The organism is Streptomyces sp. NPDC093546, from assembly GCF_044765045.1.
GTDB lineage: Bacteria > Actinomycetota > Actinomycetes > Streptomycetales > Streptomycetaceae > Streptomyces.
The window spans coordinates 191,008-215,000 of the sequence record NZ_JBIWJG010000004.1 but is presented as its reverse complement, the minus strand read 5'-3'; the positions used below and the strand labels follow the sequence as shown (position 1 = coordinate 215,000).

24 protein-coding genes are annotated in these 23,993 nt (G+C 73.2%); 13 read left to right on the top strand and 11 right to left on the bottom strand.

What is annotated here, in order from left to right; translation table 11 throughout:
• Positions 1–123: 123 nt before the first annotated feature.
• Complete coding sequence (locus ACIRNI_RS10640) at positions 124–1,506, top strand: cysteine desulfurase/sulfurtransferase TusA family protein (protein WP_403550229.1); 1,383 nt, start codon at positions 124–126, stop codon at positions 1,504–1,506.
• Between the two features lie 18 nt (positions 1,507–1,524).
• Here ACIRNI_RS10640 and ACIRNI_RS10635 read toward each other — a convergent pair whose 3' ends face one another.
• Positions 1,525–2,499: a carbohydrate kinase family protein gene (locus tag ACIRNI_RS10635; RefSeq protein ID WP_403550227.1), complete on the bottom strand. Its 975-nt coding sequence runs from the start codon at positions 2,497–2,499 to the stop codon at positions 1,525–1,527.
• A gap of 125 nt (positions 2,500–2,624) precedes the next feature.
• On the opposite strand from ACIRNI_RS10635, the gene ACIRNI_RS10630 reads away from it, so the two are divergent.
• A complete protein-coding gene (locus ACIRNI_RS10630) occupies positions 2,625–2,849 on the top strand; it encodes a hypothetical protein (protein ID WP_403550225.1) in 225 nt (74 codons plus the stop codon).
• Between the two features lie 110 nt (positions 2,850–2,959).
• Positions 2,960–4,381, top strand: coding sequence for a hypothetical protein (locus tag ACIRNI_RS10625; RefSeq protein WP_403550223.1), 1,422 nt, complete (start codon positions 2,960–2,962; stop codon positions 4,379–4,381).
• Positions 4,382–4,475: 94 nt separating this feature from the next.
• Here the strand turns inward: ACIRNI_RS10625 and erpA are convergent, their stop codons facing one another.
• Positions 4,476–4,832 carry an iron-sulfur cluster insertion protein ErpA gene (gene erpA, locus ACIRNI_RS10620; RefSeq protein ID WP_355367160.1) on the bottom strand — a complete coding sequence of 119 codons (357 nt, stop codon included), beginning with the start codon at positions 4,830–4,832 and terminating at the stop codon, positions 4,476–4,478.
• Between the two features lie 263 nt (positions 4,833–5,095).
• On the opposite strand from erpA, the gene nadA reads away from it, so the two are divergent.
• On the top strand, positions 5,096–6,283 hold the full coding sequence (gene nadA, locus ACIRNI_RS10615) for a quinolinate synthase NadA (protein ID WP_355367157.1): 1,188 nt from the start codon (positions 5,096–5,098) through the stop codon (positions 6,281–6,283).
• Positions 6,284–6,347: 64 nt separating this feature from the next.
• Here nadA and ACIRNI_RS10610 read toward each other — a convergent pair whose 3' ends face one another.
• From ACIRNI_RS10610 to ACIRNI_RS10590, 5 genes are all read right to left on the bottom strand, one after another.
• Positions 6,348–9,455: an efflux RND transporter permease subunit gene (locus ACIRNI_RS10610; RefSeq protein WP_403550220.1), complete on the bottom strand. Its 3,108-nt coding sequence runs from the start codon at positions 9,453–9,455 to the stop codon at positions 6,348–6,350.
• A gap of 120 nt (positions 9,456–9,575) precedes the next feature.
• On the bottom strand, positions 9,576–10,247 hold the full coding sequence (locus ACIRNI_RS10605) for a response regulator (RefSeq protein WP_403550218.1): 672 nt from the start codon (positions 10,245–10,247) through the stop codon (positions 9,576–9,578).
• Entirely contained in the window at positions 10,244–11,470 is a 1,227-nt protein-coding gene (locus tag ACIRNI_RS10600) for a sensor histidine kinase (RefSeq protein WP_403550216.1), read from the bottom strand. The genes ACIRNI_RS10605 and ACIRNI_RS10600 overlap by 4 nt, the downstream gene beginning before the upstream one ends.
• A 96-nt stretch (positions 11,471–11,566) precedes the next feature.
• Entirely contained in the window at positions 11,567–11,845 is a 279-nt protein-coding gene (locus ACIRNI_RS10595; RefSeq protein WP_403550214.1) for a hypothetical protein, read from the bottom strand.
• Positions 11,846–11,857: 12 nt separating this feature from the next.
• Positions 11,858–12,652 carry a PspA/IM30 family protein gene (locus ACIRNI_RS10590; RefSeq protein ID WP_403550212.1) on the bottom strand — a complete coding sequence of 265 codons (795 nt, stop codon included), beginning with the start codon at positions 12,650–12,652 and terminating at the stop codon, positions 11,858–11,860.
• Positions 12,653–12,908: 256 nt separating this feature from the next.
• On the opposite strand from ACIRNI_RS10590, the gene ACIRNI_RS10585 reads away from it, so the two are divergent.
• From ACIRNI_RS10585 to ACIRNI_RS10570, 4 genes are all read left to right on the top strand, one after another.
• Positions 12,909–13,505: a DUF3043 domain-containing protein gene (locus ACIRNI_RS10585; protein WP_403550210.1), complete on the top strand. Its 597-nt coding sequence runs from the start codon at positions 12,909–12,911 to the stop codon at positions 13,503–13,505.
• A 71-nt stretch (positions 13,506–13,576) separates the two neighbouring features.
• Complete coding sequence (locus tag ACIRNI_RS10580) at positions 13,577–14,299, top strand: class I SAM-dependent methyltransferase (RefSeq protein ID WP_403550208.1); 723 nt, start codon at positions 13,577–13,579, stop codon at positions 14,297–14,299.
• 127 nt (positions 14,300–14,426) lie between these two features.
• Entirely contained in the window at positions 14,427–16,187 is a 1,761-nt protein-coding gene (locus tag ACIRNI_RS10575) for an ABC transporter ATP-binding protein (protein WP_403550835.1), read from the top strand.
• Between the two features lie 66 nt (positions 16,188–16,253).
• Positions 16,254–17,303 (top strand): S1C family serine protease, encoded by a 1,050-nt coding sequence (locus ACIRNI_RS10570; protein ID WP_403550206.1) that lies wholly within the window; start codon positions 16,254–16,256, stop codon positions 17,301–17,303.
• 42 nt (positions 17,304–17,345) lie between these two features.
• Here the strand turns inward: ACIRNI_RS10570 and ACIRNI_RS10565 are convergent, their stop codons facing one another.
• Positions 17,346–17,561 carry a hypothetical protein gene (locus ACIRNI_RS10565; protein WP_403550204.1) on the bottom strand — a complete coding sequence of 72 codons (216 nt, stop codon included), beginning with the start codon at positions 17,559–17,561 and terminating at the stop codon, positions 17,346–17,348.
• 91 nt (positions 17,562–17,652) lie between these two features.
• Here ACIRNI_RS10565 and ACIRNI_RS10560 point away from each other — a divergent pair, with 91 nt between their 5' ends.
• The 3 genes from ACIRNI_RS10560 to ACIRNI_RS10550 all read left to right on the top strand — a co-directional run bounded on the left by ACIRNI_RS10560 (position 17,653) and on the right by ACIRNI_RS10550 (position 20,764).
• Positions 17,653–18,852 carry a bifunctional adenosylcobinamide kinase/adenosylcobinamide-phosphate guanylyltransferase gene (locus ACIRNI_RS10560; protein WP_403550201.1) on the top strand — a complete coding sequence of 400 codons (1,200 nt, stop codon included), beginning with the start codon at positions 17,653–17,655 and terminating at the stop codon, positions 18,850–18,852.
• 17 nt (positions 18,853–18,869) lie between these two features.
• Entirely contained in the window at positions 18,870–19,916 is a 1,047-nt protein-coding gene (gene cobT / locus ACIRNI_RS10555; RefSeq protein ID WP_403550199.1) for a nicotinate-nucleotide--dimethylbenzimidazole phosphoribosyltransferase, read from the top strand.
• Positions 19,917–20,029: 113 nt separating this feature from the next.
• Positions 20,030–20,764, top strand: coding sequence for a hypothetical protein (locus tag ACIRNI_RS10550; RefSeq protein WP_403550197.1), 735 nt, complete (start codon positions 20,030–20,032; stop codon positions 20,762–20,764).
• On the opposite strand, the gene ACIRNI_RS10545 is transcribed toward ACIRNI_RS10550, so the two are convergent.
• Complete coding sequence (locus ACIRNI_RS10545) at positions 20,679–21,455, bottom strand: hypothetical protein (RefSeq protein ID WP_403550195.1); 777 nt, start codon at positions 21,453–21,455, stop codon at positions 20,679–20,681. The two genes, ACIRNI_RS10550 and ACIRNI_RS10545, sit on opposite strands and share 86 nt — an antisense overlap.
• A gap of 52 nt (positions 21,456–21,507) precedes the next feature.
• Here ACIRNI_RS10545 and cobS point away from each other — a divergent pair, with 52 nt between their 5' ends.
• Positions 21,508–22,293 carry an adenosylcobinamide-GDP ribazoletransferase gene (cobS, locus tag ACIRNI_RS10540; RefSeq protein ID WP_403550834.1) on the top strand — a complete coding sequence of 262 codons (786 nt, stop codon included), beginning with the start codon at positions 21,508–21,510 and terminating at the stop codon, positions 22,291–22,293.
• 60 nt (positions 22,294–22,353) lie between these two features.
• The gene (locus ACIRNI_RS10535; RefSeq protein WP_403550193.1) at positions 22,354–22,557 is read left to right on the top strand and encodes a cold-shock protein; all 204 of its coding nucleotides are present in this window, start codon (positions 22,354–22,356) and stop codon (positions 22,555–22,557) included.
• An 18-nt stretch (positions 22,558–22,575) separates the two neighbouring features.
• Here ACIRNI_RS10535 and ACIRNI_RS10530 read toward each other — a convergent pair whose 3' ends face one another.
• Together ACIRNI_RS10530 and ACIRNI_RS10525 are read right to left on the bottom strand one after the other, a co-directional pair.
• On the bottom strand, positions 22,576–23,373 hold the full coding sequence (locus ACIRNI_RS10530) for an endo alpha-1,4 polygalactosaminidase (protein ID WP_403550191.1): 798 nt from the start codon (positions 23,371–23,373) through the stop codon (positions 22,576–22,578).
• Positions 23,370–23,990, bottom strand: a complete 621-nt coding sequence (locus tag ACIRNI_RS10525; RefSeq protein WP_403550189.1) for a spherulation-specific family 4 protein — start codon at positions 23,988–23,990, stop codon at positions 23,370–23,372. Before ACIRNI_RS10525 ends, ACIRNI_RS10530 begins: the two co-directional genes overlap by 4 nt.
• Between the last annotated feature and the right edge of the window lie 3 nt (positions 23,991–23,993).

Here is a 23,993-nt window from a genome sequence, read left to right as displayed (position 1 = left end):
AACCCTACTGGACGCTATTTGGGGTCGCGCGGGGAGGGTGCCCAACACACCGCCGGGCCCCTCTTTTGAGGGCGCGCCTGGCCTCCGGGGCGCCCCGGAGGGTGCCGGAGTTAGCGTGGGGGCGTGGCCTACTTCGATTCCGCTTCGTCCGCTCCCCTCCACCCCGTTGCCCGGCAGGCCCTGCTCGCGGCGCTCGACGAGGGGTGGGCCGATCCGGCGCGGCTGTACCGGGAGGGGCGGCGGGCGCGGATGCTGCTGGACGCGGCGCGGGAGGCCGCGGCGGAGGCCGCGGGGTGCCGGCCCGACGAGCTCGTCTTCACCCCTTCGGGGACACGCGCGGTGCACTCCGGAGTTGCCGGGGCGCTCGCCGGGCGTCGGCGGGTCGGGCGGCACCTGGTCGTGTCGGCGGTCGAGCACTCCTCGGTGCTCCATTCGGCGGCGGCCCACGAGGCGGACGGCGGCACGGTGACCGAGGTGCCGGTGGGCCGGGGCGGACGGGTCGAGCCGGCCGCGTACGCCGCCGCCCTGCGCGCCGACACCGCCCTCGCGTGCCTCCAGTCCGCCAACCACGAGGTGGGCACCGAACAGCCCGTGGCCGAGGTGGCCGAGGCGTGCCGGGCGGCCGGGGTGCCGCTGCTGGTGGACGCGGCCCAGTCGCTGGGCTGGGGTCCGGTCGCCGGTGACTGGTCGCTGCTGACGGCGAGTGCCCACAAGTGGGGCGGCCCAGCGGGGGTGGGGCTGCTCGTGGTCCGCAAGGGTGTGCGGTTCGCCGCCCAAGGACCGGCGGACGAGCGCGAGTCGGGGCGGGCCGCCGGATTCGAGAACCTCCCGGCGATCGTCGCCGCGGCGGCGTCGCTGCGGGCCGTACGGGCCGAGGCGGACGCGGAGGCGGCGCGGCTGCGGGAGCTGGTGGAGCGGATCCGGGCGCGGGTGGCGGAGTCGGTGCCGGACGTGGAGGTGGTCGGCGACCCCGTGCGGCGGCTGCCGCACCTCGTCACCTTCTCGTGTCTCTATGTCGACGGGGAGACCCTGCTGCACGAGCTGGACCGCGCGGGCTTCTCGGTGTCGTCCGGTTCGTCGTGTACGAGCTCGACGCTGACGCCCAGCCATGTGCTGCGCGCGATGGGCGTGCTGTCGGAGGGCAACGTACGGGTCTCGCTGCCCTTCGGTGCGCAGGAGGCGGACGTCGAGCGGTTCCTGGAGGTGCTGCCGGGCGCGGTGGCGGGGGTGCGGGAGCGCTTCGGCGCCCCGGCGTCCTCCCCCGCGCCGGCGGCCGGGGGCGGGGACCTCGTCGTCGACGCGCTCGGCAAGCGGTGCCCGATCCCGGTGATCGAGCTGGCGAAGGTGATCGGCGACGTACCGGTCGGCGCCACGGTGACGGTCCTCAGCGACGACGAGGCCGCCCGCCTGGACATCCCGGCGTGGTGCGAGATGCGGGGCCAGGAGTACGTGGGCGAGCGGCCGGCGGAACGCGGCAGCGCGTACGAGGTGCGCCGCACGGCCTGACGGCCGGGCGGCCGGGCCTCAGGCGAGGTGCTTGTGGACCTCCGCCGCCGCGTCGTCGCCGTACGCCTTGGTGAAGCGCTCCATGAAGTGGGCCCGGCGCAGCGTGTACTCCTGGGTGCCGAGCGTCTCGATCACCAGGGTGGCCAGCATGCAGCCGACCTGGGCGGCGCGCTCCAGGCTGACGCCCCAGGACAGGCCGGACAGGAAGCCGGCCCGGAAGGCGTCGCCGACGCCCGTCGGGTCGACCTTGGCCTCCTCCTCCGGGCAGCCGACCTCGATGGCCGGCTCGCCGACCCGCTCGATGCGGACGCCGCGGGAGCCGAGCGTGGTGACGCGGTGGCCGACGCGACCGAGGATCTCCTCGGCCGTCCAGCCGGTCTTGGACTCGATGAGGCCCTTCTCGTACTCGTTGGAGAAGAGGTACGTCGCCCCGTCCAGCAGGATCCGGATCTCGTCGCCGTCCATGCGGGCGATCTGCTGCGAGAAGTCCGCCGCGAACGGGATGCCGCGCGAGCGGCACTCCTCGGTGTGGCGCAGCATCGCCTCGGGGTCGTCCGCGCCGATCAGGACGAGGTCGAGGCCGCCGACGCGGTCCGCCACCGCCTGGAGCTCGATCTGGCGGGCCTCGCTCATGGCGCCGGTGTAGAAGGAGCCGATCTGGTTGTGGTCGGCGTCGGTGGTGCAGACGAAGCGCGCGGTGTGCAGGACCTCGGAGATCCGTACCGAGCCGGTGTCGACGCCGTGCCGGTCGAGCCAGGCCCGGTACTCGTCGAAGTCGTACCCGGCCGCGCCGACCAGGATCGGCTGGGCGCCCAGCTGCCCCATGCCGAAACAGATGTTGGCGCCGACGCCTCCCCTGCGGATGTCGAGGTTGTCGACCAGGAAGGAAAGGGAGACCGTGTGCAGCTGATCGGCGACCAACTGGTCGGCGAATCGGCCGGGGAAGGTCATCAGGTGGTCGGTGGCGATGGAGCCGGTGACTGCGATACGCACGGCTGGGCGCTCCTGAGGAAGGTGGAGTTGACGGTTAACGCTACCCGGTCACGGCGCTGCCGACATGCGGAAACTACCCGATAGTAGGTCTTTTTCGACCGGGGGCGGCTGCGTACGGTGCCGATATGACCGACTACATCACTGCATTCGACCGGGGGGAGTCCGCCATGGGCCTGGAGTTCGGCCTCGCCGAGCTGCGCGGCGACAGCGCGCGCATGGCGCCGCACTGGGTGGTGCCGGCGGAGGACGCTCCCCCGCCCGGCCCGGTGTCGCCTTCGCTGATCCACGGGGTGGTGGTGCCGCCCGCGTCCGCGCGGCTGATGGAGGCGGCGGCGGAGTACGGCGCCTGAACCGAACGGGCGTCGCGTCCGGCCGGCCTTCCGGTGGAACCGGGTGCTCCTCCGTTCCGTCCCATGAATGTCTTCCGTAAAGGGAGTACGACGGACGAAGGAGCGTTGCGGTGAGCAGTACGGAACCCGAGCCCACGCAGGACACCCCGCGTCGCGGGCGTTCGCCGCTGGTCGTCGCCTCGGTGGCGGCGGCGGTGCTGCTCGCCGGCGGCGGCGGGGCGTACTTCGCCACGAGCGCGTCGGACGGCGGGCGCGCCGCGCCGGGGACCGGCCGGACGGCGCCGCCGCCGCTGGCGCTGGACGGGCACACCGAGGGGTCGGGGCCGGGGATCGCGCCCGGCGAGCCGGACCCGAACGGCGTGGTCTACCGGGCCGGGGGGGCGCTGCCGGACGGGCCGGACGCGGCCCACGTCCACCGGGCCCGGGGCACGGTCGGCGCGGACGAGGTGGCGCGGCTGGCCAGGGCCCTGGGCATGTCGGGGGCGCCGCGCCCCGACGGTACGGCGTGGAAGGTCGGGCCCGAGAAGGACGGCTCGGGGGCGGTGCTCCAGGTGGAGAAGGAGGCGCCGGGGACCTGGTCCTTCGGCGCGGCGCCGGCGGGCGACGACTGCCGCAAGGGCCCGAGCTGCCCGTCGGGCGGGCAGACGGCCTGGGGCGGGGACCCGGTGGGCGAGGACGCCGCGAAGAAGGCCGCCGCTCCGGTGCTCAAGGCGCTGGGCCAGGACGACGCCAAGCTGGACGCCACCCAGCTGATGGGCGCGGTACGGGTCGTCAACGCCGATCCGGTCGTCGGCGGGCTGCCGACGTACGGCTGGACCACCGGTATCCAGGTCGGTCCCGACGGGCAGGTCGTGGGCGGCAGCGGGCGGCTGAAGGAGCCGGTCGAGGGGGACGAGTACCCGGTGATCGGCGCGGAGGAGGCGCTGAAGCTGCTGAACTCCGGCTCCTCGGACGAGGGGGGCGCCGGCATCGGCGGATGCGCGACGCCCGCGCCGCTGGAGGGCGAGCCGAAGGCGGCCCCCGAGGTCGGCTGCGCGCCGGAGCAGAAGCCCGCCAAGGAGACCGTGACGATCGGCAAGGCCGTCTTCGGCCTGGCCGCGCACACCGTGGAGGGGCGGCCGGCGCTCGTGCCGTCGTGGCTGTTCGACGTGGAGCCGAAGGGCGACGCACGGCCGTTCACGATCACCTACCCGGCGGTGGCTCCGAAGCACCTGGCGCCCGCGCCGAAGCCCTCCCCGACGCAGCCCGCGGTCCCCGAGCAGTCCGCTCGGCAGGTCGAGTCGTACCGGACGGACGGCAGCGGCCGGAAGCTGACCGTCACCTTCTGGGGCGGCGTGTGCAGCACGTACACGGCCAAGGCCGAGGAGAGCGACGCGCTTGTGAAGGTGACGGTGGTCGAGTCGCCGGCGCAGCCGGAGCGGTACTGCATCGCCATGGCGCAGGAGCAGACCGTCACCGTGTCGCTGGAGCGGCCGGTGGGCGAGCGGCGGGTCGTGGACGCGGCGTCGGGCGAGGCGGTGCCGCGGAAGTAGCCCCGGCCGGGCCTGGGCCCGGACACGACGAAGGTACGACGAAGGCGGCGCCCCCGAGGGGGCGCCGCCTTCGTCGTACGGGCTTCGTACAGGCTTAGCTGAACGAGTCGCCGCAGGCGCAGGAGCCCGTGGCGTTCGGGTTGTCGATGGTGAAGCCCTGCTTCTCGATGGTGTCGACGAAGTCGATCGACGCACCGCCCAGGTACGGAGCGCTCATGCGGTCGGTGACGACCTTGACGCCGTCGAAGTCCTTGACGACGTCACCGTCGAGCGAGCGCTCGTCGAAGAAGAGCTGGTAGCGCAGGCCGGAGCAGCCGCCGGGCTGAACGGCGACGCGCAGCGCCAGGTCGTCGCGGCCCTCCTGGTCCAGCAGGGCCTTGACCTTGGCCGCCGCGGCGTCCGTCAGGAGGATGCCGTCGCTGACAGTGGTCTTCTCGTCCGATACGGACATCTGCTTCTCTCCCGGTGTGTACGGAGACTGCTTGCCGACGGTTGCAACCGGCGGGGCCGCGGATTCATTCCGGGCCGAGTGCGTGTTTCCCCTTCATGCTCGCACACGCGCGCGCACGCACGTCGGGCAAGCGCCGACGCGCGGACGGGGCATGTGTCACATCGACACTATGGACATCGTCAAAGTGACGTGAACCGGTTATGATAGATAGCGTCATTTAGACGAAAAGGCTCCTTCGCCGGGCTTACCGAAGAGAAGAAAGGGTGCGTGACGTGACCACCGCCCAGCCCCTGGATGTCCAGCCGACGCCGCTCGCCCTGCTGCTGCTCGGCCGCGAGGCCGACCCCAAGAGCGAGCGGGGCGTCGAGTGCCCCGGCGACCTGCCATCGCCGTCCGACCCGGACCTCGTGGAGCGCGCCCGCGCGGCCAAGGAGAAGCTGGGGAAGAAGGTGTTCGTGCTGGGGCACCACTACCAGCGCGACGAGGTCATCCAGTTCGCCGACGTCACCGGGGACTCGTTCAAGCTCGCCCGGGACGCGGCGGCGCGGCCGGAGGCCGAGTACATCGTCTTCTGCGGTGTGCACTTCATGGCCGAGTCGGCGGACATCCTGACGACCGACGACCAGAAGGTCGTGCTCCCCGACCTGGCCGCCGGCTGCTCGATGGCCGACATGGCGACGGCCGAGCAGGTCGCGGAGTGCTGGGACGTGCTGACGGAGGCGGGCATCGCCGAGCAGGTCGTGCCGGTCTCGTACATGAACTCCTCCGCCGACATCAAGGCCTTCACCGGCAAGCACGGCGGCACGATCTGCACCTCCTCGAACGCCAAGCGGGCCCTGGACTGGGCCTTCGAGCAGGGCGAGAAGGTGCTCTTCCTGCCCGACCAGCACCTGGGCCGCAACACCGCCGTGCGGGACATGGGCATGTCGCTGGACGACTGCGTCGTCTACAACCCGCACAAGCCCGGTGGCGGACTCACCGCGGAGCAGCTGCGCGACGCCAAGATGATCCTGTGGCGCGGGCACTGCTCGGTCCACGGCCGCTTCTCGCTGGACTCCGTGAACGACGTGCGCGAGCGGATCCCCGGCGTCAACGTGCTGGTGCACCCGGAGTGCAAGCACGAGGTCGTGGCCGCGGCGGACTACGTCGGGTCGACCGAGTACATCATCAAGACGCTGGAGGCGGCGCCGGCCGGGTCCAAGTGGGCCATCGGTACGGAGCTGAACCTGGTGCGGCGTCTGGCGAACCGTTTCGCCGACGAGGGCAAGGAGATCGTCTTCCTCGACAAGACGGTCTGCTTCTGCTCGACCATGAACCGCATCGACCTGCCGCACCTGGTGTGGACGCTGGAGTCGCTCGCCGAGGGCAAGCTGGTCAACCAGATCCAGGTCGACCGCGAGACCGAGAGCTTCGCCAAGCTGGCCCTGGAGCGGATGCTGGCGCTGCCGTAACGCTTCCCCGTACGCGCGTGAGGGGCGCCCCGCCGATGCGGGGCGCCCCTCCTGCTGTCTGCGCTTACACCCCGGCCGGGGTCTGCTCCGGCTCGCGCGACGCGGCGCGGGCGGCGCGGGCGGCGCGCTTGGCGCGGCGGCGCTCCTTGCGGAGCTCCACCATCGCGTACAGCGTCGGCACCAGCAGCAGGGTGAGCAGCGTCGACGTCACCAGGCCGCCGATCACCACCACCGCGAGCGGCTGGGCGATGAAGCCGCCCTCGCCCGTGATGCCCAGGGCCATCGGGAGCAGGGCGAAGATCGTCGCCAGGGCGGTCATGAGGATCGGGCGCAGGCGGTGGCGGCCGCCCTCGACGACCGACTCGATGACGCCGAGGCCCTGTGCCCGGTACTGGTTGATCAGGTCGATCAGCACGATGGCGTTGGTGACGACGATGCCGATCAGCATCAGCATGCCGATCATCGCCGGGACGCCCATCGCCGTGCCCGTGGCGATCAGCAGGCCGATGGCGCCGGTGGCCGCGAACGGGATGGAGACCAGCAGGATCAGCGGCTGCACCAGCGACCTGAAGGTCGCCACCAGCAGCATGAAGACGATCGCGATGGCCGCCAGCATCGCCAGGCCCAGGTTGGCGAACGCCTCCTCCTGGTCCTCCGACACACCGCCGATGGTGGCGGTGGCGCCGTCGGGCAGGTCCAGCGCGTTGATCTTCGACTGGAGCGCGGCGCTGACCGCGCCGGTGTTGTCACCGGTCGGCTTCGCCGTGATGGTCGCGGCCCGCGAGCCGTCGATACGGGTCATCGAGACCGGGCCGGGGACCAGCTTCACCTCCGCGATGTCGCCGAGCTTCACCGGGCCGAGGGGCAGCTGCTGGAGCTGGGCCATCGTCCTCGCAGGCGCGGCGGAGGTGATGACGACGTCGCGCTCGGTGTCGTCCAGGATCGCCTTGCCCGCCGGGGTGCCGCGTACCGCCTGGGCGACCGCCATGCCGAGCGCCGCGTCGTTGAAGCCGGCCTCGGCCGCCTTGGCGGTGGCCTTGACCGAGACGCGCGGGACCGACTGCGACAGGTCGCTCTGGACGTCGGTGACGTCGTCCAGCTCGGCGACCTCGGCGCGGACCTGGTCGGCGGCCTTCTTCAGGGTGGCGGCGTCGGCGGCCTTGACCACGACGCTCAGGTCCTGGTTGCCGAAGCCGTCGCCGGCCGCGATGGTCGTGTCGCCGATGCCGTCGAGCTTGCCGAGCTCGGCGTCGAGGTGGTCGCGGACCTTTTCGTACGAGGCCGAGTCCGCGAGCGTCACCTGGTACGAGGCCTGGTTGGCGCCCGTGCCGCCGCCGAAGGCGGCCATGAAGCCGGAGGAGCCGACGGTGACCTGGTAGTCCTTCACCTCGGCGGCGTCGGCCAGGACCTTCTCGACCTTCTTCGCCGCGGCGTCGGCCGCCTCCAGGCTGGTGCCGGCGGGCAGCTCCTGCTTGATGGAGAGGACCTCCTGCTCGCCCTGGTCGAAGAAGTTCGTCTTCAGCAGCGGGGCCATGCCGAACGTGCCCACGAGGACGACGAGGGCGAGGGCCACGCTGGTGAGGCGGCGCCGGGTCGCGAACCGCAGCACCGGCACGTACATGCGCTGCAGGACGCTGCGGTTCTCCTTCTCCTCGGCCTGGCGGCGCGCCTCCTCCGGGTCCGCGGACGTGCCCTTGGGGGCGCGCAGGAACCAGTACGACAGGACGGGCACGACCGTCAGCGAGACGAGCAGCGAGGCGAGCAGGGCGGCGGTGACGGTGAGGGAGAACGAGCCGAACAGCTCGCCCACCATGCCGCCGACCAGGCCGATCGGCAGGAACACGGCGACGGTGGTGAGGGTGGAGGAGGTCACCGCGCCCGCCACCTCGCGGACCGCCGTGAGGATCGCCGCCTGGCGCTCCTCGCCGTAGCCGAGGTGCCGCTTGATGTTCTCCAGGACCACGATCGAGTCGTCGACGACCCGGCCGATGGCGATGGTCAGCGCGCCGAGCGTCAGCATGTTGAGCGACAGGTCCCGCGTCCACAGCACGATCAGGGCGAGGACGACGGAGAGCGGGATGGAGACCGCGGTGACCAGGGTGGAGCGGAGGGACGCCAGGAAGACCAGGATGACGATGACGGCGAAGAGGAGGCCGAGGGCGCCCTCGGTGGTCAGGCCGGAGATCGACTTGGAGACCGCCGGGCCCTGGTCGGAGACGACCGTCAGCTCGGCGCCCGCGCCCAGGTCCTCGCGCAGCTCGGGCAGCTTGGCCTTGACGGCCTCGGAAATGGCGACGGCGCTGCCGTCGTTGTCCATGGTGGCCATGACGGCGAGGCTCGGCTTGCCGTTCGTACGGGTGAGGGAGACCCGGCGGGACTCCTCCTGCCGCACGGTGGCGAGGTCGCCGAGGCGTACCGCGTCACCCTTCGCGGGCTTGATCCGCAGGTCCTGGATCTGCTCCAGCGAGGTGAAGCCGCCGCCGACCTGGACGGTGCGGCTCTGGCCCGCCTCGGAGAAGGAGCCGGCCGGGACGGTCGCGCCGCCCGCCTTCAGCGCCTCGGCCAGGGTCATCGCGTTCAGGCCGGCCGCGGCGAGCTTGCGCTCGTCGGGCGTGACCGAGACCTGGAGGTCCTGGACGCCGTCGATGGAGACCTGGCCGACGCCGTCGATGTCCTCCAGGGTTGGGACGACGGTCCGCTCCAGCTGGTCGGCCAGCGCCTGCTGGTCCTTGCCGGAGGTGACGGCGAGGACGACGGTCGGGATGTCGTCGGTCGAGCCGGCCACGACCTGCGGCTCCACGGTGTCGGGCAGCTGCGCGCGGGCGCGGTTCACGGCCTGCTGGACGTCGGCGACGAGCTGCTTGGTGTCCGCGTCGCCGTAGTCGAAGGTGGCCATGATGAGGGCGTTGCCCTCGCTGGCCGTGGAGGTGACGCCCTTGATGCCGTCGACGGCCTCGAGGGTGCTCTCGAGCGGTTCGACGACCTGCTTCTCGACCACGTCGGGGGACGCGCCCTGGTAGGGGGCGAGGACCGACACCATCGGCAGCTCGATGGAGGGCAGCAGCTGTTGCTTGAGCTGCGGGATGGCGATCGCCCCGAAGACGATCGCCACGATCGATATCAGCCCGACCAGGGCCCGTTGCGCGAGGCTGAATCTGGACAGCCAGGACATGGGGTCTCTCTTCTGTGGCGGATCGGCAGGTCTTTCACACGATCAGCCATGGAGGGGAGGGTTCCGTCGCCCCCAGGTCCCGTTTGCTTACGCCCGGCATACACCGGATGGAGTACTCGCTCACTCCGCCCTGGGGCGTACCAGGCCGGATTCGTACGCGGTCACGACCAGCTGGGCGCGGTCGCGCGCGCCGAGCTTGGCCATGGCGCGGTTGACGTGGGTCTTGACGGTGAGGGGGCTCACTTCGAGGCGGTCGGCGATCTCGTCGTTGGAGCGGCCGCCGGCGACGAGGACCAGGACCTCCCGTTCCCGTACGGTCAGGGCGGCGAGGCGGTCCGAGTACGTGGACGGCTCGGTGTCCTTCTGGGTGAGGAACCTGGCGATCAGGGCCTTGGTCGCGGCGGGTGAGAGCAGCGCCTCCCCGGCGGCGGCGATCCGGATGGCGCTCAGCAGCTCGTCGGGCTCGGCGCCCTTGCCGAGGAAGCCGGAGGCCCCGGCGCGCAGCGACTGGACCACGTACTCGTCCACCTCGAAGGTCGTCAGCATGACGACGCGCACGCCGGCCAGGTCCGGGTCCGCGCTGATCATGCGGGTGGCGGCGAGGCCGTCCGTGCCGGGCATCCGGATGTCCATCAGGACGACGTCGGCCCGCTCCGTGCGGGCGAGGGCGACCGCCTCGGCGCCGTCCGCCGCCTCGCCGACCACCTCCATGTCGGGCTCGGAGTCCACCAGGACCTTGAACGCGCTGCGCAGCAGCGCCTGGTCGTCGGCGAGCAGCACCCTGATGGTCACGTGGCCTCCCCTGTGGTCGCGGTGAGGGGAAGTATCGCGTGGACGCGGAAACCGCCTCCGTAGCGGGGGGCGGCGGTGAGGCTGCCGCCGAGGGCGGTGGCGCGTTCCCGCATGCCGATCAGGCCGTGGCCGCCGCTCTCCTCGGCGGAGGGTGCCGGTACGCCGTTGTCGAGGACCGTCACCTCCAGCGTCCGGCCCACCCGGACGACGCTGACCTCGGCCGTGGCGTCCGGACCGGCGTGCTTGCGGACGTTGGTCAGCGCCTCCTGGATGATCCGGTACGCGGCGAGGTCGACGGCCGCCGGGAGCGCGGTGCCCTGGTCCGTGCGGGCCAGCTGCACCGGGAGGCCGGCGTTCCGGAAGGTGGCGAGCAGGTCGTCGAGGACGGCGAGGCCGGGCGCCGGTTCGGTCGGGGCCTCCGGGTCGCCGGACTGGCGGAGCAGGCCGACGGTGGCGCGGAGCTCGTCGAGGGCGGAGCGGCTGGCCTCGCGGACGTGCGCGAGGGCCTCCTTGGCCTGGTCGGGGCGCTTGTCCATGACGTGGGCCGCGACGCCGGCCTGGACGTTGACGAGCGCGATGTGGTGCGCGACCACGTCGTGCAGGTCGCGGGCGATGCGCAGCCGCTCCTCGGCGACCCGGCGGCGGGCCTCCTCCTCGCGGGTGCGCTCGGCGCGTTCGGCGCGCTCGCGGATGGCGTCGACGAAGGCGCGGCGGCTGCGCACGGCGTCGCCCGCGGCGGCGGCCATGCCGGTCCAGGCGAAGACGCCGAGGTTCTCCTGGCTGTACCAGGGCGCGGAGCCGGACAGCATCGCCGTACCCGTCAGCACCGTCATCGTCAGCAGGCCGACCCGCCAGGTGGTGGGGCGGTCGGTGCGCGAGGCGACGGTGTAGAGGGCGACGACGGCGCTCATCGCGACCGGGGCCGGCGGGTCCTCGGCGATGTGCTCCAGGAGCGTGACCGCGCCGGTGCACAGCAGGACGCCCAGGGGGTTGCGGCGGCGCAGGACCAGGGCCGCGGCGCCGACCAGCATGAGGAGCACGCTGACCGCCCCGGGGGTGCGCCCGCCGAAGTCGGGCCCGCCGTGCGGGCCACCGTGCCGGTCGACGAACGAACCGGCGACCATGCACACCAGCACGGCGAGGGCCAGGGCGCCGTCGAACGCCAGGGGATGCGCGCGCAGCCAGCACCGCCCGCGCGCGAGCGGGGTTCCGAGGGTGGTCACGGGAGAGAACCGTACGGCCTGGCACGGCGTCGAGAAGCACCCGTGCCCCGACCCGGTCGTCCGGGGCGGGGCACGGGTGGAGTGCGGGGGTGGCCGTCAGCCGGGGATGAGGCCGTCGTCGGAGAGCATCTCGCGGACCTCTTCGAGCGTCGCGTCAGGGGCGGGCAGGATCAGTTCGGAGGGTTCCAAGGAGTCGTCCGGCAGCGGCTCGCCGAGCTGGCGCACCGTTTCCAGCAGGGCGTGGAGCGTGCGGCGGAAGCCTTCGCCGTCGCCCTTCTCCATCTCCGCGAGCAGTTCGTCGTCCAGCTTGTTGAGCTCGGCGAAGTGGCTGTCCGCCAGCCTCACCTGGCCCTCCCCCATGATCCTCACGATCATGACGCGCCGTCCTTACTGCTTGTCGAACCGGGTCTGGGACTGCTGCTGGGACTGGTCCTGCGGCGTGGCGCCGCCGCCCTCGATGGCCTGCTGCGAGGAGGAGCCTCCGGCGAGCTCCGCCTTCATGCGCTGGAGCTCCAGCTCCACGTCCGTACCGCCCGACAGGCGGTCCAGCTCGGCCTGGATGTCGTCCTTCTGGAGCCCGGACTGGTCGTCGAGCGCGCCGGAGGCGAGCAGCTCGTCGATCGCGCCGGCCCGCGCCTGGAGCTGCGCGGTCTTGTCCTCGGCGCGCTGGATGGCGACGCCGACGTCGCTCATCTCCTCCGAGATGCCGGAGAAGGACTCGGCGATCCGGGTCTGCGCCTGGGCGGCGGTGTACGTGGCCTTGATGGTCTCCTTCTTCGTACGGAAGGCGTCCACCTTGGCCTGGAGCCGCTGCGCCGCGAGCGTCAGCTTCTCCTCCTCGCCCTGGAGGGTCTGGTGCTGCGTCTCCAGGTCCGACACCTGCTGCTGGAGCGCCGCCTTGCGGGACAGCGCCTCGCGCGCCAGGTCCTCGCGGCCCAGCGCCAGCGCCTTGCGGCCCTGGTCCTCGAGCTTGGCGGACTGGGACTGGAGCTGGTTCAGCTGGAGCTCCAGTCGCTTGCGGGAGGTCGCCACGTCGGCGACGCCGCGGCGCACCTTCTGGAGCAGCTCGAGCTGCTTCTGGTACGAGTAGTCGAGGGTCTCGCGCGGATCCTCGGCCCGGTCAAGGGCCTTGTTGGCCTTCGCGCGGAAGATCATCCCCATACGCTTCATGACACCGCTCATGGGCTTCGCGCGCCCCCTTCGTGACGGACTTCGGCTCCAGCACTCCAACAGAACCCACAGTACGGGCCCTGCATCCATTACCGCACTGTTCGAGCGGGGATGCGCTCATCCCCAAGGACGACTGCGGACGGCTCGTGATCCGGCGCAAGGAGTAGGGGTTCCGGCAGGATCCCTTGTACGGGTGGACGCAGGCCGTTGCCGGATCGTTCCCCGCGGGGGTGGGGCGCATGCCGGGTACCCCGTACCCTTGGGCTTTGTGTTCCGTAGCCGTTCGAAGGATGAGAAGGCCCCCACCGACAAGGTGACGGCGGACCTCTCCAAGCAGCCCCGCGACCCCCAGGCCCCCAAGGGCCGCCCGACCCCGAAGCGGAGTGAGGCCCAGACGCAGCGCCGTCGTGCGCAGACCGTACCGACCGACCGCAAGGAGGCCATGCGCCGCCAGCGCGAGGCCCGCCGCGCGGACCTGGCCAAGCAGCGCGAGGCGCTGGCCAGTGGTGACGAGCGCTACCTGCCCGTCCGCGACAAGGGCCCGGTCCGCCGCTTCGTGCGCGACTTCGTCGACTCGCGGTTCTGCGTCGCCGAGTTCTTCCTGCCGCTGGCCGTGGTGATCCTGGTCCTGTCCATGGTCCGGTCCGCGCAGATGCAGAACATCGCCCTGCTGCTGTGGCTGGGTGTCATCGCCATGATCGTCGTGGACTCGGTGGGCATCTGGATCCGGCTGAAGAAGCAGCTGGGCGAGCGCTTCCCCAACGAGCCCAAGCGCGGCGCCATCGCGTACGGCCTCATGCGTACGCTCCAGATGCGCCGGCTGCGGCTGCCCAAGCCGCAGGTCAAGCGCGGAGAGCGGCCCTGAGCACGCAGGTCTCCGGCTTCGGAGGCGCTTCGGGGAGCTGGCTCGACGGGCTCGGCGGACTGCGCAACACGGTGCGCCAGGAGCTCGTCGCCCGCCAGCTGGACGAGCAGATAACCGCCCGCTACCCCGTGGGGCAGCGGCTGCGGATACTCGACGTCGGCATGGGCCAGGGCACGCAGGCCCTGCGCCTGGCCCGGGCGGGGCACACCGTCACCGGGCTGGAGTCCGACCCCGAGATGCTGCGGTACGCACGCGAGGCGCTGGCGACCGAGCCGGCGGGCATCCGGGAGCGGGTCCGCCTCATCGAGGGGGACGGCCGGGAGACCGGCGTGCACTTCCTGCCGGGCAGCTTCGACGTGGTGCTGTGCCACGGCGTGCTGATGTATGTGGAGGAGCGCGACGCCATGCTCGCGGGTCTCGCCCGCATGCTGGCGCCGGGCGGCCTGCTGTCGCTGCTCGTACGGAACGCGGACGCGCTGGCGATGCGGCCGGGGCTGGCCGGGGACTGGTCCACGGCGCTGGCGGCGTTCGAGTCGGACGCCTACGTCAACCGGCTCGGGCTGCCGGCGCGGGCCGACCGGCTGGGGGCGCTGACCGCGACGCTCGCGGGAATCGCGGCGCCGCTGCACGCCTGGTACGGCGTGCGGGTCTTCACCGACAACGTGCCGAACGCAGAGGGCTTGCCGGCCGCCGAGGAGCTGGAGCTCCTGCTGGCGGCGGAGGACCGCGCGGGCCGCACGGACCCGTACCGCCGGGTGGCGGCGCTGCTGCACCTGTGCGGGGTACGGGGCTGATCCGCTCAGGCGGGCACGGGGTTTTCGCGTCCACCCTGACGTGACCCTTACGGAATCGGAATCGGCAGCCGAGCGGAACACCCCGAACGCCGCGGACACCCCGAACGCCCCGGGCGCTCCTCCCAAGCTGCCCGCCCGCGCCACCTGGCGGGCGCTGTACCGGCACTTCCGGCCGCACCGCTGGACCGTCGCGCTCGGCGGTTTCCTGACGCTGATCGGCGCGGCGACCGCCATCGCGCAGCCGCTCGCCGCCAAGACGCTGGTCGAGCGGCTCGGGCAGGACCAGCCGGTCACCGCGATCCTGCTGGGGCTCACCGCGCTGGTGGTGCTCGGCACCGGGATCGAGGCGGTCGGCGCGTACGTCCTGGAGCGCACCGCCGAGTCGGTGGTGCTCGCCGCCCGGCGCACCCTGATCGGGCGGCTGCTGCGGCTGCGCCTGCCGGAGGTGGAGCGCACCCAGCCCGGGGACCTGATGTCGCGGATCACCTCCGACACGACGCTGCTGCGTGCGGTGACGACCGACTCGATCGTCTCGGCGGCCATCGGCGGGCTCGGCTTCGTCGCCACGCTCGCGATGATGGCGGTGATGGACCCGGTCCTGCTGGGTGTGGCGCTGGCCGTGATGGCGGTGGTCGGAGGGGCTGTGGCCCTGGTCATGCCGAGGATCTCCCAGGCGACCAAGCGCTCCCAGGAGGCGGTCGGCGAGATTTCCACGCGGCTGGAGCGGGCCTTCGGGGCGTTCCGTACGGTCAAGGCGTCGGGCGCGGAGGAGCGCGAGGCGGCCGTCATCGACGAGGCCGCGCGGGACGCCTGGCGGCACGGGCTGACGGCGGCGAAGTGGCAGTCGGCGGCCTGGTCGTCGGTGGGGCTGGCCGTGCAGGTGTCGTTCCTGGCGGTGCTGGGGATCGGAGGGGCCCGGGTGGCTTCCGGGGCGATCTCGGTGGCCACGCTGGTGGCCTTCCTGCTGTACCTCTTCTATCTGATCGACCCGGTGACGAAGCTGGTGGGGGCCGCGACGCAGTACCAGGTGGGGGCGGCGGCGATCGCCCGCATCGAGGAGGCGGAGCGGCTGGAGACCGAGCCGGAGGAGCCCCCCGGCACCGGCGCGGCCGTCGTCGGCGGCGGCGGTCCGGCGTCCGTCGTCTTCGAGGACGTCACCTTCCGCTACCGCGACGACCTTCCGTACGTCCACCACGGCGTCTCCTTCGAGGTGCCGGGGCCCGGGATGACGGCGTTCGTGGGCCCGTCGGGCGCGGGCAAGACGACGGTGTTCGGGCTGGTCGAGCGGTTCTACGAGGCAACCGGCGGCCGGGTGCTGGTCGACGGCGTGGACGTACGGGACCGGCCGGTGGCCGAGCTGCGCGCCGCCATCGGGTACGTCGAGCAGGACGCCCCGGTGCTGGCGGGCACGCTGCGCGAGAACCTCGTCTTCGCCGCGCCCGACGCGACGGACGAGCAGATCCGCGAGGTGCTCGTCCGGGCCCGGCTGGACACGGTGGTGGAGCGGCTGCCGGACGGCCTGGACACGGTGGTCGGACACCGGGGTTCCAAGCTGTCGGGCGGGGAGCGGCAGAGGGTGGCCATCGCCCGGGCGCTGCTGCGCCGGCCCCGGCTGCTGCTGCTCGACGAGGCGACCTCGCAACTCGACGCCGTCAACGAGCTGGCGCTGCGGGACGTGGTGGCGGAGGTCGCGCGCGAGGTGACGGTGCTGGTGGTGGCGCACCGGCTGTCGACGGTGACGCTCGCCGACCGGATCGTGGTGATGGACGCGGGGCGGGTACGCGCGGTGGGCACCCACGCCGAGCTGGTGGCCTCCGATCCGCTCTACGGCGAGCTGGCGGCGACGCAGTTCCTGGCCTCCGCACCTGACGGACCCTACGGTCCCTGAGGAGGCACCCCCTGATCGGATGCGCTGGGCGGGCCGTGGCGGGTGGTTCCGACGGACACTCGCGGCATGAGCGTGACCGCTGCCGTACGCCTGCTGGTGCCGCTGCTGCCCGTGACCGCCGCCGCCGTGCTGCTGGGCGGCTGCGTGGCCCCGGCGCCGCCGCCCGCGGCGCCCGCCCCGGCGGCGCGGGCGGCCGGGGAGCTGGAGGAGGACTACCGCAACGTCATCCGGGACGTCCTGCCGTCGGTGGTGCAGATCGAGGCGGGGCAGGGCATCGGTTCCGGGGTGGTGTGGGACAAGCGGGGCCACATCGTGACGAACGCTCACGTGGTGGGCGGGGAGCGGTCGTTCCGGGTCACCGTCGCGACGGGCGAGGAGGCGCTGGCCGCCCGGCTGGTCTCCAGCTATCCCGAGCAGGACCTCGCGGTCATCCGGCTGGACGCGCCGCCGCCGGGGCTGAAGCCGGCGAGGTTCGGCGACTCGTCGAAGGTCGAGGTGGGCCAGATCGTCCTCGCGATGGGCTCGCCGCTGGGCCTGTCCGGCAGCGTCACGCAGGGCATCGTGTCGGCGACCGGCCGCACGGTGAGCGAGGGCGGCGCGGGCGGCGGGACGGGCGCGACCATCGGGAACATGGTGCAGACGTCGGCGGCGATCAACCCGGGCAACAGCGGGGGCGCGCTGGTCAACCTGGCGGGCGAGGTCATCGGCATCCCGACGCTGGCGGCCACCGAGCCGGGCCGGAGCGGCGGTACGGCGCCGGGCATCGGTTTCGCGATCCCGTCCTCCATGGTCCGGACGATCGCGGACCAGATCGTCCGCACCGGCCGGGTCACGCACTCGGGCCGCGCGGCCCTCGGCATCGCCGGCCGCACCGTCCTGGACGACGAGTACCGGCCGGCGGGCGTGGCGATCGTCGAGGTGGCGCGGGGCGGCGCGGCGGCGGGCGCGGGGCTGCGGGCCGGCGACATCATCACCCGCGTCGGTGACACGGACATCACCACGATCACCTCGCTGCTGGAGGCGCTGGCGTCCGCGAAGCCCGGTGACCGGGTGCCGGTGGCGTACGTCAGGGACGGGCGGCGGGGGACGGTGACGGTGACGCTCGGCGAGATGTAGTACCTCGCCCCCGTACGAAGCCCCCCGCGCGCCCTGACGGGCTCAGCCCGCGGCCTCGGCCTCGCGCAGGCTCATCGGGCCGTAGATCTTCGTGTCGTCCTCGAAGAGGTGGACCTGCTCCACGCCCTCGTCGAGGAGGTCCTTCCAGGTCTCACCAAGCCACGACTCCGCGTCGCCCTGGGTGGTGAACTCCTCCGGCTGGGTTGCCGGCTGGACCTCCGTGCCGTCGGACCTCTCGAATCGCCACGTCCATGCCATGTGCGCCTCCCGGGTTCACCAGGTGATCGGTTTCCTGCCCGCAGCGTAGCCGGGCGCGCACCCCGTGCGGGGACGCGGAAGGATCATCCCTGTGGAACTGACTCTCCTCGGCACCGGCGCCCCCGACGGGCTGCCCCGCCCCGACTGCCCCTGCGCCCGGTGCGCCGTCGCCCGTGGCGCGGACGCGCGCGCCGCGACCGCGCTGCTCCTGGACGGGGCGCTGCTGCTCGATCTGACGCCCGGGGCCGCGCTGGCCGCCGCACGGGCCGGGCGGTCGCTCGGCGGCGTACGGCAGGTGCTGCTGACGCACCCGCACGACGGGCCGGCCGTGGAGCTGCCGGCCGGGCTGCCGGCGGCCGGGCGGGTGCCCGACGGGCGGGAGCTGACGCTGATCAGCGGCCACCGGGTGCGGGCCGTGCCGATGGACGCGCCGGGGACCGGGTACGAGGTCACCTCACCGGACGGGCTGCGGCTGCTGTACCTGCCGCCCGGCGGCGCCCCGGCGGGCGTGAGCGAGGCCGGGAACGCGTACGACATGGTCGTGGGCGACGTGGTGGGGCGGCCGGACGGGGTGGCCCGGCTGCGCGGCGCGGGAGCGATCGGGGCCTCCACCGACGTCGTCGCCGTCCACCTGGACCACGACGTACCGCCCGGGCCCGAGCTGGACCGGCGGCTGGCCGCCGCCGGGGCGCGGGCCGTGCCGGACGGGACGACGCTGATCGTCGGCGACTACCAGGACGTCCCGGACATACCCCGCCGCACCCTCGTCACCGGCGGGGCCCGCTCCGGCAAGTCGCTGGAGGCCGAGCGGCGTCTGGAGGCCTTCCCGGAGGTGGTGTACGTCGCGACCGGCGGCACCCGCGACGGCGACGCCGAGTGGGCGGCCCGGGTGAGCCTGCACCGCAACCGGCGGCCCGGGTCCTGGCACACCGAGGAGACCTGCGAACTGGCCCCGCTGCTGCGCGGCGAGGGGCCGCCGCTGCTGATCGACTGCCTGTCGCTTTGGCTGACGGACGCGATGGACCGGGTCGGGGCGTGGGACGACGCCACCTGGGCGGGGGGCGGGGAGCGCGCGCTGCGCGAGCGGGTCGCCGAGCTGGTCGCGGCAGTGCGCGCCACGCGCCGTACGGTCGTCGCGGTGACCAACGAGGTGGGCGCGGGGGTGGTGCCCGCGAACGCGGCCGGGCGGCGCTTCCGCGACGAGCTCGGACGGCTCAACGGGGCCTTCGCGGACGAGTGCGAGCACGTCCTGTACGTCGTCGCCGGTCAGGCACTCGTGCTCCGCGGCTGACGGGTACTGTTCGGCGAATGAGCAGGCTGAATCTCGACGACTTCTCCGAACTGATCGAGCGCCCCGACAGCGCCACGCGGCGTGACGCCGAGGAACGCCGGGAGCGCCTCGCCGTCCCGCCCGGTGCGCTCGGCCGTCTCGACGAGCTGGGCGAGTGGCTGTCGGCCGCCCAGGGGGCCGTCCCGGTGCGGGCGATCGACCGGCCGCGCGTGGTGCTGTTCGCCGGTGATCACGGAGTGGCCGGGCTGGGCGTGTCGGGCCGGCCCGAGGGCGGCGCGCACGCGCTGGTGCGCGCCGTGCTGGACGGCGCGAGCCCCGTGGCGGTGCTCGCGCGGCGGATGGACGTCCCGGTGCGGGTCGTCGACGCGGGACTGGACTGCGACCCTGAGCTGCTGCCCGAGGACGTCGTACGCCACCGGGTGCGGCGCGGCAGCGGCCGGATCGACGTCGAGGACGCGCTGACGCCGGAGGAGGCCGAGCAGGCGGTGCGCCTCGGCATGGCGATCGCCGACGAGGAGGCCGACTCGGGCACCGACCTGGTGGTGCTGGGCGACCTCAGCGTCGGCGGCACCACCCCGGCGAGCACGCTCATCGCCGCCCTGTGCGGCACGGACGCCTCCGTGGTGACGGGCCGCGGCGGCGCCGGGATCGACGACCTGGCGTGGATGCGCAAGTGCGCGGCGATCCGCGACGCGCTGCGCCGGGCGCGGCCGGTGCTGGGCGACCAGCTGGAGCTGCTGGCGGCGGTCGGCGGCGCGGACCTGGCGGCGATGACGGGCTTCCTGCTCCAGAGCGCGGTCCGGCGGATGCCGGTGATCCTGGACGGCGTGGTGTCGGCGGCGTGCGCGCTGGTCGCGCAGCGGGCGGCGTTCCGGGCGCCGGACTGGTGGCTGGCGGGCCAGGTGAGCGGCGAGCCCGCGCAGGGCAAGGCGCTGGACCGGATGGCGCTCAACCCGCTGCTGGACCACGGCGTGACGGTCGGCGAGGGGACCGGGGCGCTGCTGGCGCTGCCGCTGGTGCAGGCGGCCGCGGCACTGGCGGCGGAGCTGCCCGAGCGGGACTGAGCTCCCGGCCCCCGGGCGGAGAGATGGGGATCACGCGGCGGCCGGACAACTTCCCGGCCGCCGCTTCGGTCTTCGCACGTGCTCGACGCCGTGCCGATCCCCCTGGAGCCCCGATGCCGTTCGTCCGCCGTGCGCTGCGCCGTGAGTGGGGGCCGCTGTACGCGGCGGTACGCGCGGGGCTCGTCGCCCGCGGGTGGCGGGCGATCCCCCTGACGCTGTGCGCGGTCACGCTGACCGGGCTCTTCCAGCTCGTGCAGAACCAGTCCTGGGGCTACGGCCTCGTCCAGGGCATCGGCTCGGTCCGGGCCGAGGACCCGCTGTGGCTCGCGCTGCTGCGTACGCCCCTCTCCCTCTTCGTACCGGCGCTGCACCTGCCGGTGTGGGGCGCGCTGGCGCAGGTGCTGCTGGTGTTCGGGATCGCCGAGATCTGCCTGGGGCGGGCGCGCACGCTGCTCGTCGCGTACGCCGCGACGCTGGCCGGGACGATGTACGCGCGGATCGGCATCGCGCTCGGGCCGGACGCGCCGCTGGGGCTCGGGCTTCCCGCGTCGGACGCCCAGGTGGTCGACACCGGCCCGTCGGCGGCGGTCGTCGGTCTGGCGGTCGTCGTGTGCCGGCGCCACCGGGCCTGGCTGACGGGCGGGCTCGTGGTGGTGGCGATGATCGTCGAGGTGATCTTCAAGAACAACCTCGCGGGCAAGGAGCACCTGGCGGCCATCGCCGCGGTGCTGGTGGCGTGCGCGGTCCGGGAGGTGCTCGCGCTCAGCGGCGCCGGTCGTCGTGCGGACGGCGCAGTTGCTGGACGCGGTCGGGGGCCCCGGCGATCAGGTCCTGGAAGCGGTTCCTGACGCCGTTCCAGCGGCGGTCGTGGTGGTAGGCGCGCAGGCCCGCCCGGGCGCGGGCGCGGGGCCGGCGGCGGTAGAGGCGGCGGGCCCACAGGGAGTCGGGGCGGGCCAGCCGGAGGGCGCCGAAGATGGCGACCGGCAGCACGAACAGGCCGATGATCGCCATGCGGAACTTCCCCTTGAAGAGGGTGACCAGGACGAAGAGGAAGTTGAGCCCGAAGTTGAGCAGGAGGCTGCTGCGGCTCTGCCTCTCCTCCGGGGTCACCTCGTCCACGCCGAGCGGTGAGAAGCCGAGCAGCACGAGCAGGAGCAGCGCGGTGGTGAGGACCACGACCTCCACGCTCTTGCGGCCCTCCTCGGTCCAGTAGACGTCGTCCAGGTGGACGATGAGCGCGAACTCGTCGAGGACCAGGCCCGCGCCGATGCCGAAAAGCACCGCGCAGACGATGGACGCGACGCCGCGCCGGTCGACGGCGACCGCGCCGAAACCGCCGATCAGGGTGAGGACCACCCCGGGAATCACGTGGTGGATGTGGAGGCCGCCCGGAGTGACGTTGCGGAAGGGTCCCTTCCCTGCCCGGATCAGCCGGGTGACCACCCGGGTGAGCAGGAAGGTCAGCACGAAGGAGGACAGGGCGAGGAGCAGGGGCAGCTTCCCCGGCTCGACGATGTTGCGGTAGAACCAGTGACCCATCCCGCTCCCTCCATGATCGCGCCTCCTAGCGACTACCCTGCGCCCGGTGACCATGCGCCGCACCCGTACACGCCTCGATGGCATACGTTTCGCCTTCGGCACCCTCACCGTGCTGCCCGTCCACGTCTCCCGCTGGGACCGCGAGGCGGCCCGCTCGGGGATGCTGGCCGCGCCCCTGGCCGGGCTGGTGGTGGGCCTGTGCGCGGCGGCGGCCGGCGGGGCGGCCCTCCTGGCCGGCGCGGGGCCACTGCTCGCCGCGGTCGCCTCGGCGGCCGTTCCGGCCGTACTGACGCGGGGCCTGCACCTGGACGGGCTCGCGGACACGGCGGACGGTCTCGGCAGCGGCAAGCCCGCCGAGGACGCGCTGCGGATCATGAAGCAGTCGGACATCGGGCCCTTCGGCGTCATCACGCTGCTCTTCGTGCTGCTGGCTCAGGTCGCCGCCCTGCACGAGCTGTACGGGGAGGGCTGGGCGTACGGAGCTGCCGCGGCCGCCCTGAGCGGCACGGTCGCCCGGCTCGCGCTCACCCTCGCCTCGCGCGCCTCCGTCCCGGCGGCCCGACCCGAAGGCCTGGGCGCGGTGGTCGCGGGGACGGTGCCCGGGCGGGCCGCCCTGGGCGTGGTGGCGCTGGTCGGGTGCGCGGCCGCCGGGGCCGGGGCGCTGTCCGGGCCGTACGGCGCCGTGCGTCACGTGCTGGCGGTACTGGTGGGCCTGGTGGTGGCTGAGGTGCTGCTGCGGCGTTGTGTGCGGCGGTTCGGCGGGGTGACGGGGGACGTCTTCGGGGCGGTGGCGGAGACGGCGGCGACGGTGGTGCTGGTGGTGCTGACATTGGGCTAAGGGGTGTTTGAGCCACGCCGGAACCTGGTATTCGGGGATCGAGGAAGAAGGAGAATGATCATGGCAACTGGCACTGTGAAGTGGTTCAACGCGGAAAAGGGCTTCGGCTTCATCGAGCAGGACGGCGGCGGCCCCGACGTGTTCGTCCACTACTCGGCCATCACCGCCACCGGGTACCGCGAGCTCAATGAGGGCCAGAAGGTCCAGTTCGACGTCACGCAGGGCCCGAAGGGGCCGCAGGCGGAGAACGTCACACCGGCCTGAGAAACCGCTGCCGAGCACTCAGCAGGGGTCGCGCCAGGCGCCGAGCTCGTACCGCTTCAGTATCGAGCTCGTCCCCAGCCGCTCGGCCTGAGGGCAGAACGCCCGCGTCGGCAGCTCGTACTCGACGTGGAAGACGGCCTTGCCCGCCGTCAGGAAGGGGCGCAGGCGCTCGCACTCCCGGAACTGGGCGCACTGTTCGTTGACCGCGAAATCGAAGTCCTGGACCAGGTCGCCGACCTGGTCCAGGTCGTTCTTCAGGCCGACGGCGAGTCCGCGCTCGTGGGCGAGGCGGGCGATGAGGCGGTTGTAGCGGAGCTGGTCGGCGGCGGTGAGGGGGAAGCCGGTGTCGTTGGCGTACCCGTCCATGTTGTCGGGCTCCACGGCGTCGAAGCCCTTCTCCCGGCACATGTCGAGGCGGGCGGCCATCAGCGGTTCGAGGACGTCGGTGCGGCGGATGTCGAGCCAGCGCTCGCCCTTCCAGCCGTTGCCGCGCCCGACGACCTCCTTGGGGAACCGCGCGGCGTCGGGCCGCCAGTCCTCCCAGGCGCCGGTGGAGAGGTAGCAGATCACCTTGCGGCCGCGCCGGTGGAGGTCGGCGACCGTGGCTTCGGTGTGGTCGAAGCCGTCGATGTCGTACACCGGTACGTCGACGGTCGGGTCGAGGCGGCCGCTGAGCTGCCACTGCCAGGGCTGGCCCGGCTTCGGCTGCCAGCGGCGGCCCTCGTGCGGCGTGGGCGGCTCCGGGTCCGACGGGCTCGTACACGCCGTCGCGAGCAGCAGCAGCGCGGCCACCAAGATCAGGACACGGCGCGTCATGCGCGCCCCCTCCCGCCGACCAGGGCGTGCGGCAGCGTGCCCCACGGGTGCGCGCCCGCGCCCGGGACGGCGCACCGGACGCGGGTGATGACGCGGGCGTCGGGCGGGGCCGCGTAGACGAGGTGGCAGTAGTGGTCGGCGAGCGGGAGGTCCTGGGCGCGGTAGGCGTCCCAGGGGCCCTCGAAGGTGACGAGCAGGTCGGCCAGTTCGGCGTACGCGGGGTGCGGGTGAGCCCCGTGGTTGAGGACGAGCGTGGCGGCGCCGGCGGCGCGGGCGGCCACACCCAGGCGCCGGTAGTGCGGGGCGAGGTGAGGGTCGGTGGGGACCTGGTCGAGGAAGGCGCCGTCGGCGCCGTACCAGTCGCGGTGGCGGACCAGGTCGGTGAGGACGTCGGCGTGCGGGCGGCGGCCGTAGTCGGTGTCGGTGTAGCCGAGGACGCACACCCCGGCCGCGCGCAGCCGGTCGGCGACCGTCACGAAGGCGGGGTCGGGGGCCGCGCCCGCGCCGCTCGCGGGGTTGAGCACGACGCCGTAGAGCAGCGGCGCGGCGGCGATGAGGGCGTCCCATTCGGCGGGGCGGTCGGCGGGGTGCTCGTAGTAGGGCACCAGGAGGTCCACGGG

Bases quoted from the DNA above. Each gene is read 5' to 3' on its own strand.
- ACIRNI_RS10590 (WP_403550212.1), bottom strand. From the start codon at position 12,652: ATGAGCGGTGTCATGAAGCGTATGGGGATGATCTTCCGCGCGAAGGCC.
- ACIRNI_RS10530 (WP_403550191.1), bottom strand. From the start codon at position 23,373: ATGACGCGCCGTGTCCTGATCTTGGTGGCCGCGCTGCTGCTGCTCGCG.
- ACIRNI_RS10570 (WP_403550206.1), top strand. From the start codon at position 16,254: ATGAGCGTGACCGCTGCCGTACGCCTGCTGGTGCCGCTGCTGCCCGTG.
- cobS (WP_403550834.1), top strand. From the start codon at position 21,508: ATGCGCCGCACCCGTACACGCCTCGATGGCATACGTTTCGCCTTCGGC.
- ACIRNI_RS10545 (WP_403550195.1), bottom strand. From the start codon at position 21,455: ATGGGTCACTGGTTCTACCGCAACATCGTCGAGCCGGGGAAGCTGCCC.
- ACIRNI_RS10535 (WP_403550193.1), top strand. From the start codon at position 22,354: ATGGCAACTGGCACTGTGAAGTGGTTCAACGCGGAAAAGGGCTTCGGC.
- ACIRNI_RS10550 (WP_403550197.1), top strand. From the start codon at position 20,030: ATGCCGTTCGTCCGCCGTGCGCTGCGCCGTGAGTGGGGGCCGCTGTAC.
- ACIRNI_RS10595 (WP_403550214.1), bottom strand. From the start codon at position 11,845: ATGATCGTGAGGATCATGGGGGAGGGCCAGGTGAGGCTGGCGGACAGC.
- ACIRNI_RS10610 (WP_403550220.1), bottom strand. From the start codon at position 9,455: ATGTCCTGGCTGTCCAGATTCAGCCTCGCGCAACGGGCCCTGGTCGGG.
- cobT (WP_403550199.1), top strand. From the start codon at position 18,870: ATGAGCAGGCTGAATCTCGACGACTTCTCCGAACTGATCGAGCGCCCC.
- ACIRNI_RS10565 (WP_403550204.1), bottom strand. From the start codon at position 17,561: ATGGCATGGACGTGGCGATTCGAGAGGTCCGACGGCACGGAGGTCCAG.
- ACIRNI_RS10630 (WP_403550225.1), top strand. From the start codon at position 2,625: ATGACCGACTACATCACTGCATTCGACCGGGGGGAGTCCGCCATGGGC.
- erpA (WP_355367160.1), bottom strand. From the start codon at position 4,832: ATGTCCGTATCGGACGAGAAGACCACTGTCAGCGACGGCATCCTCCTG.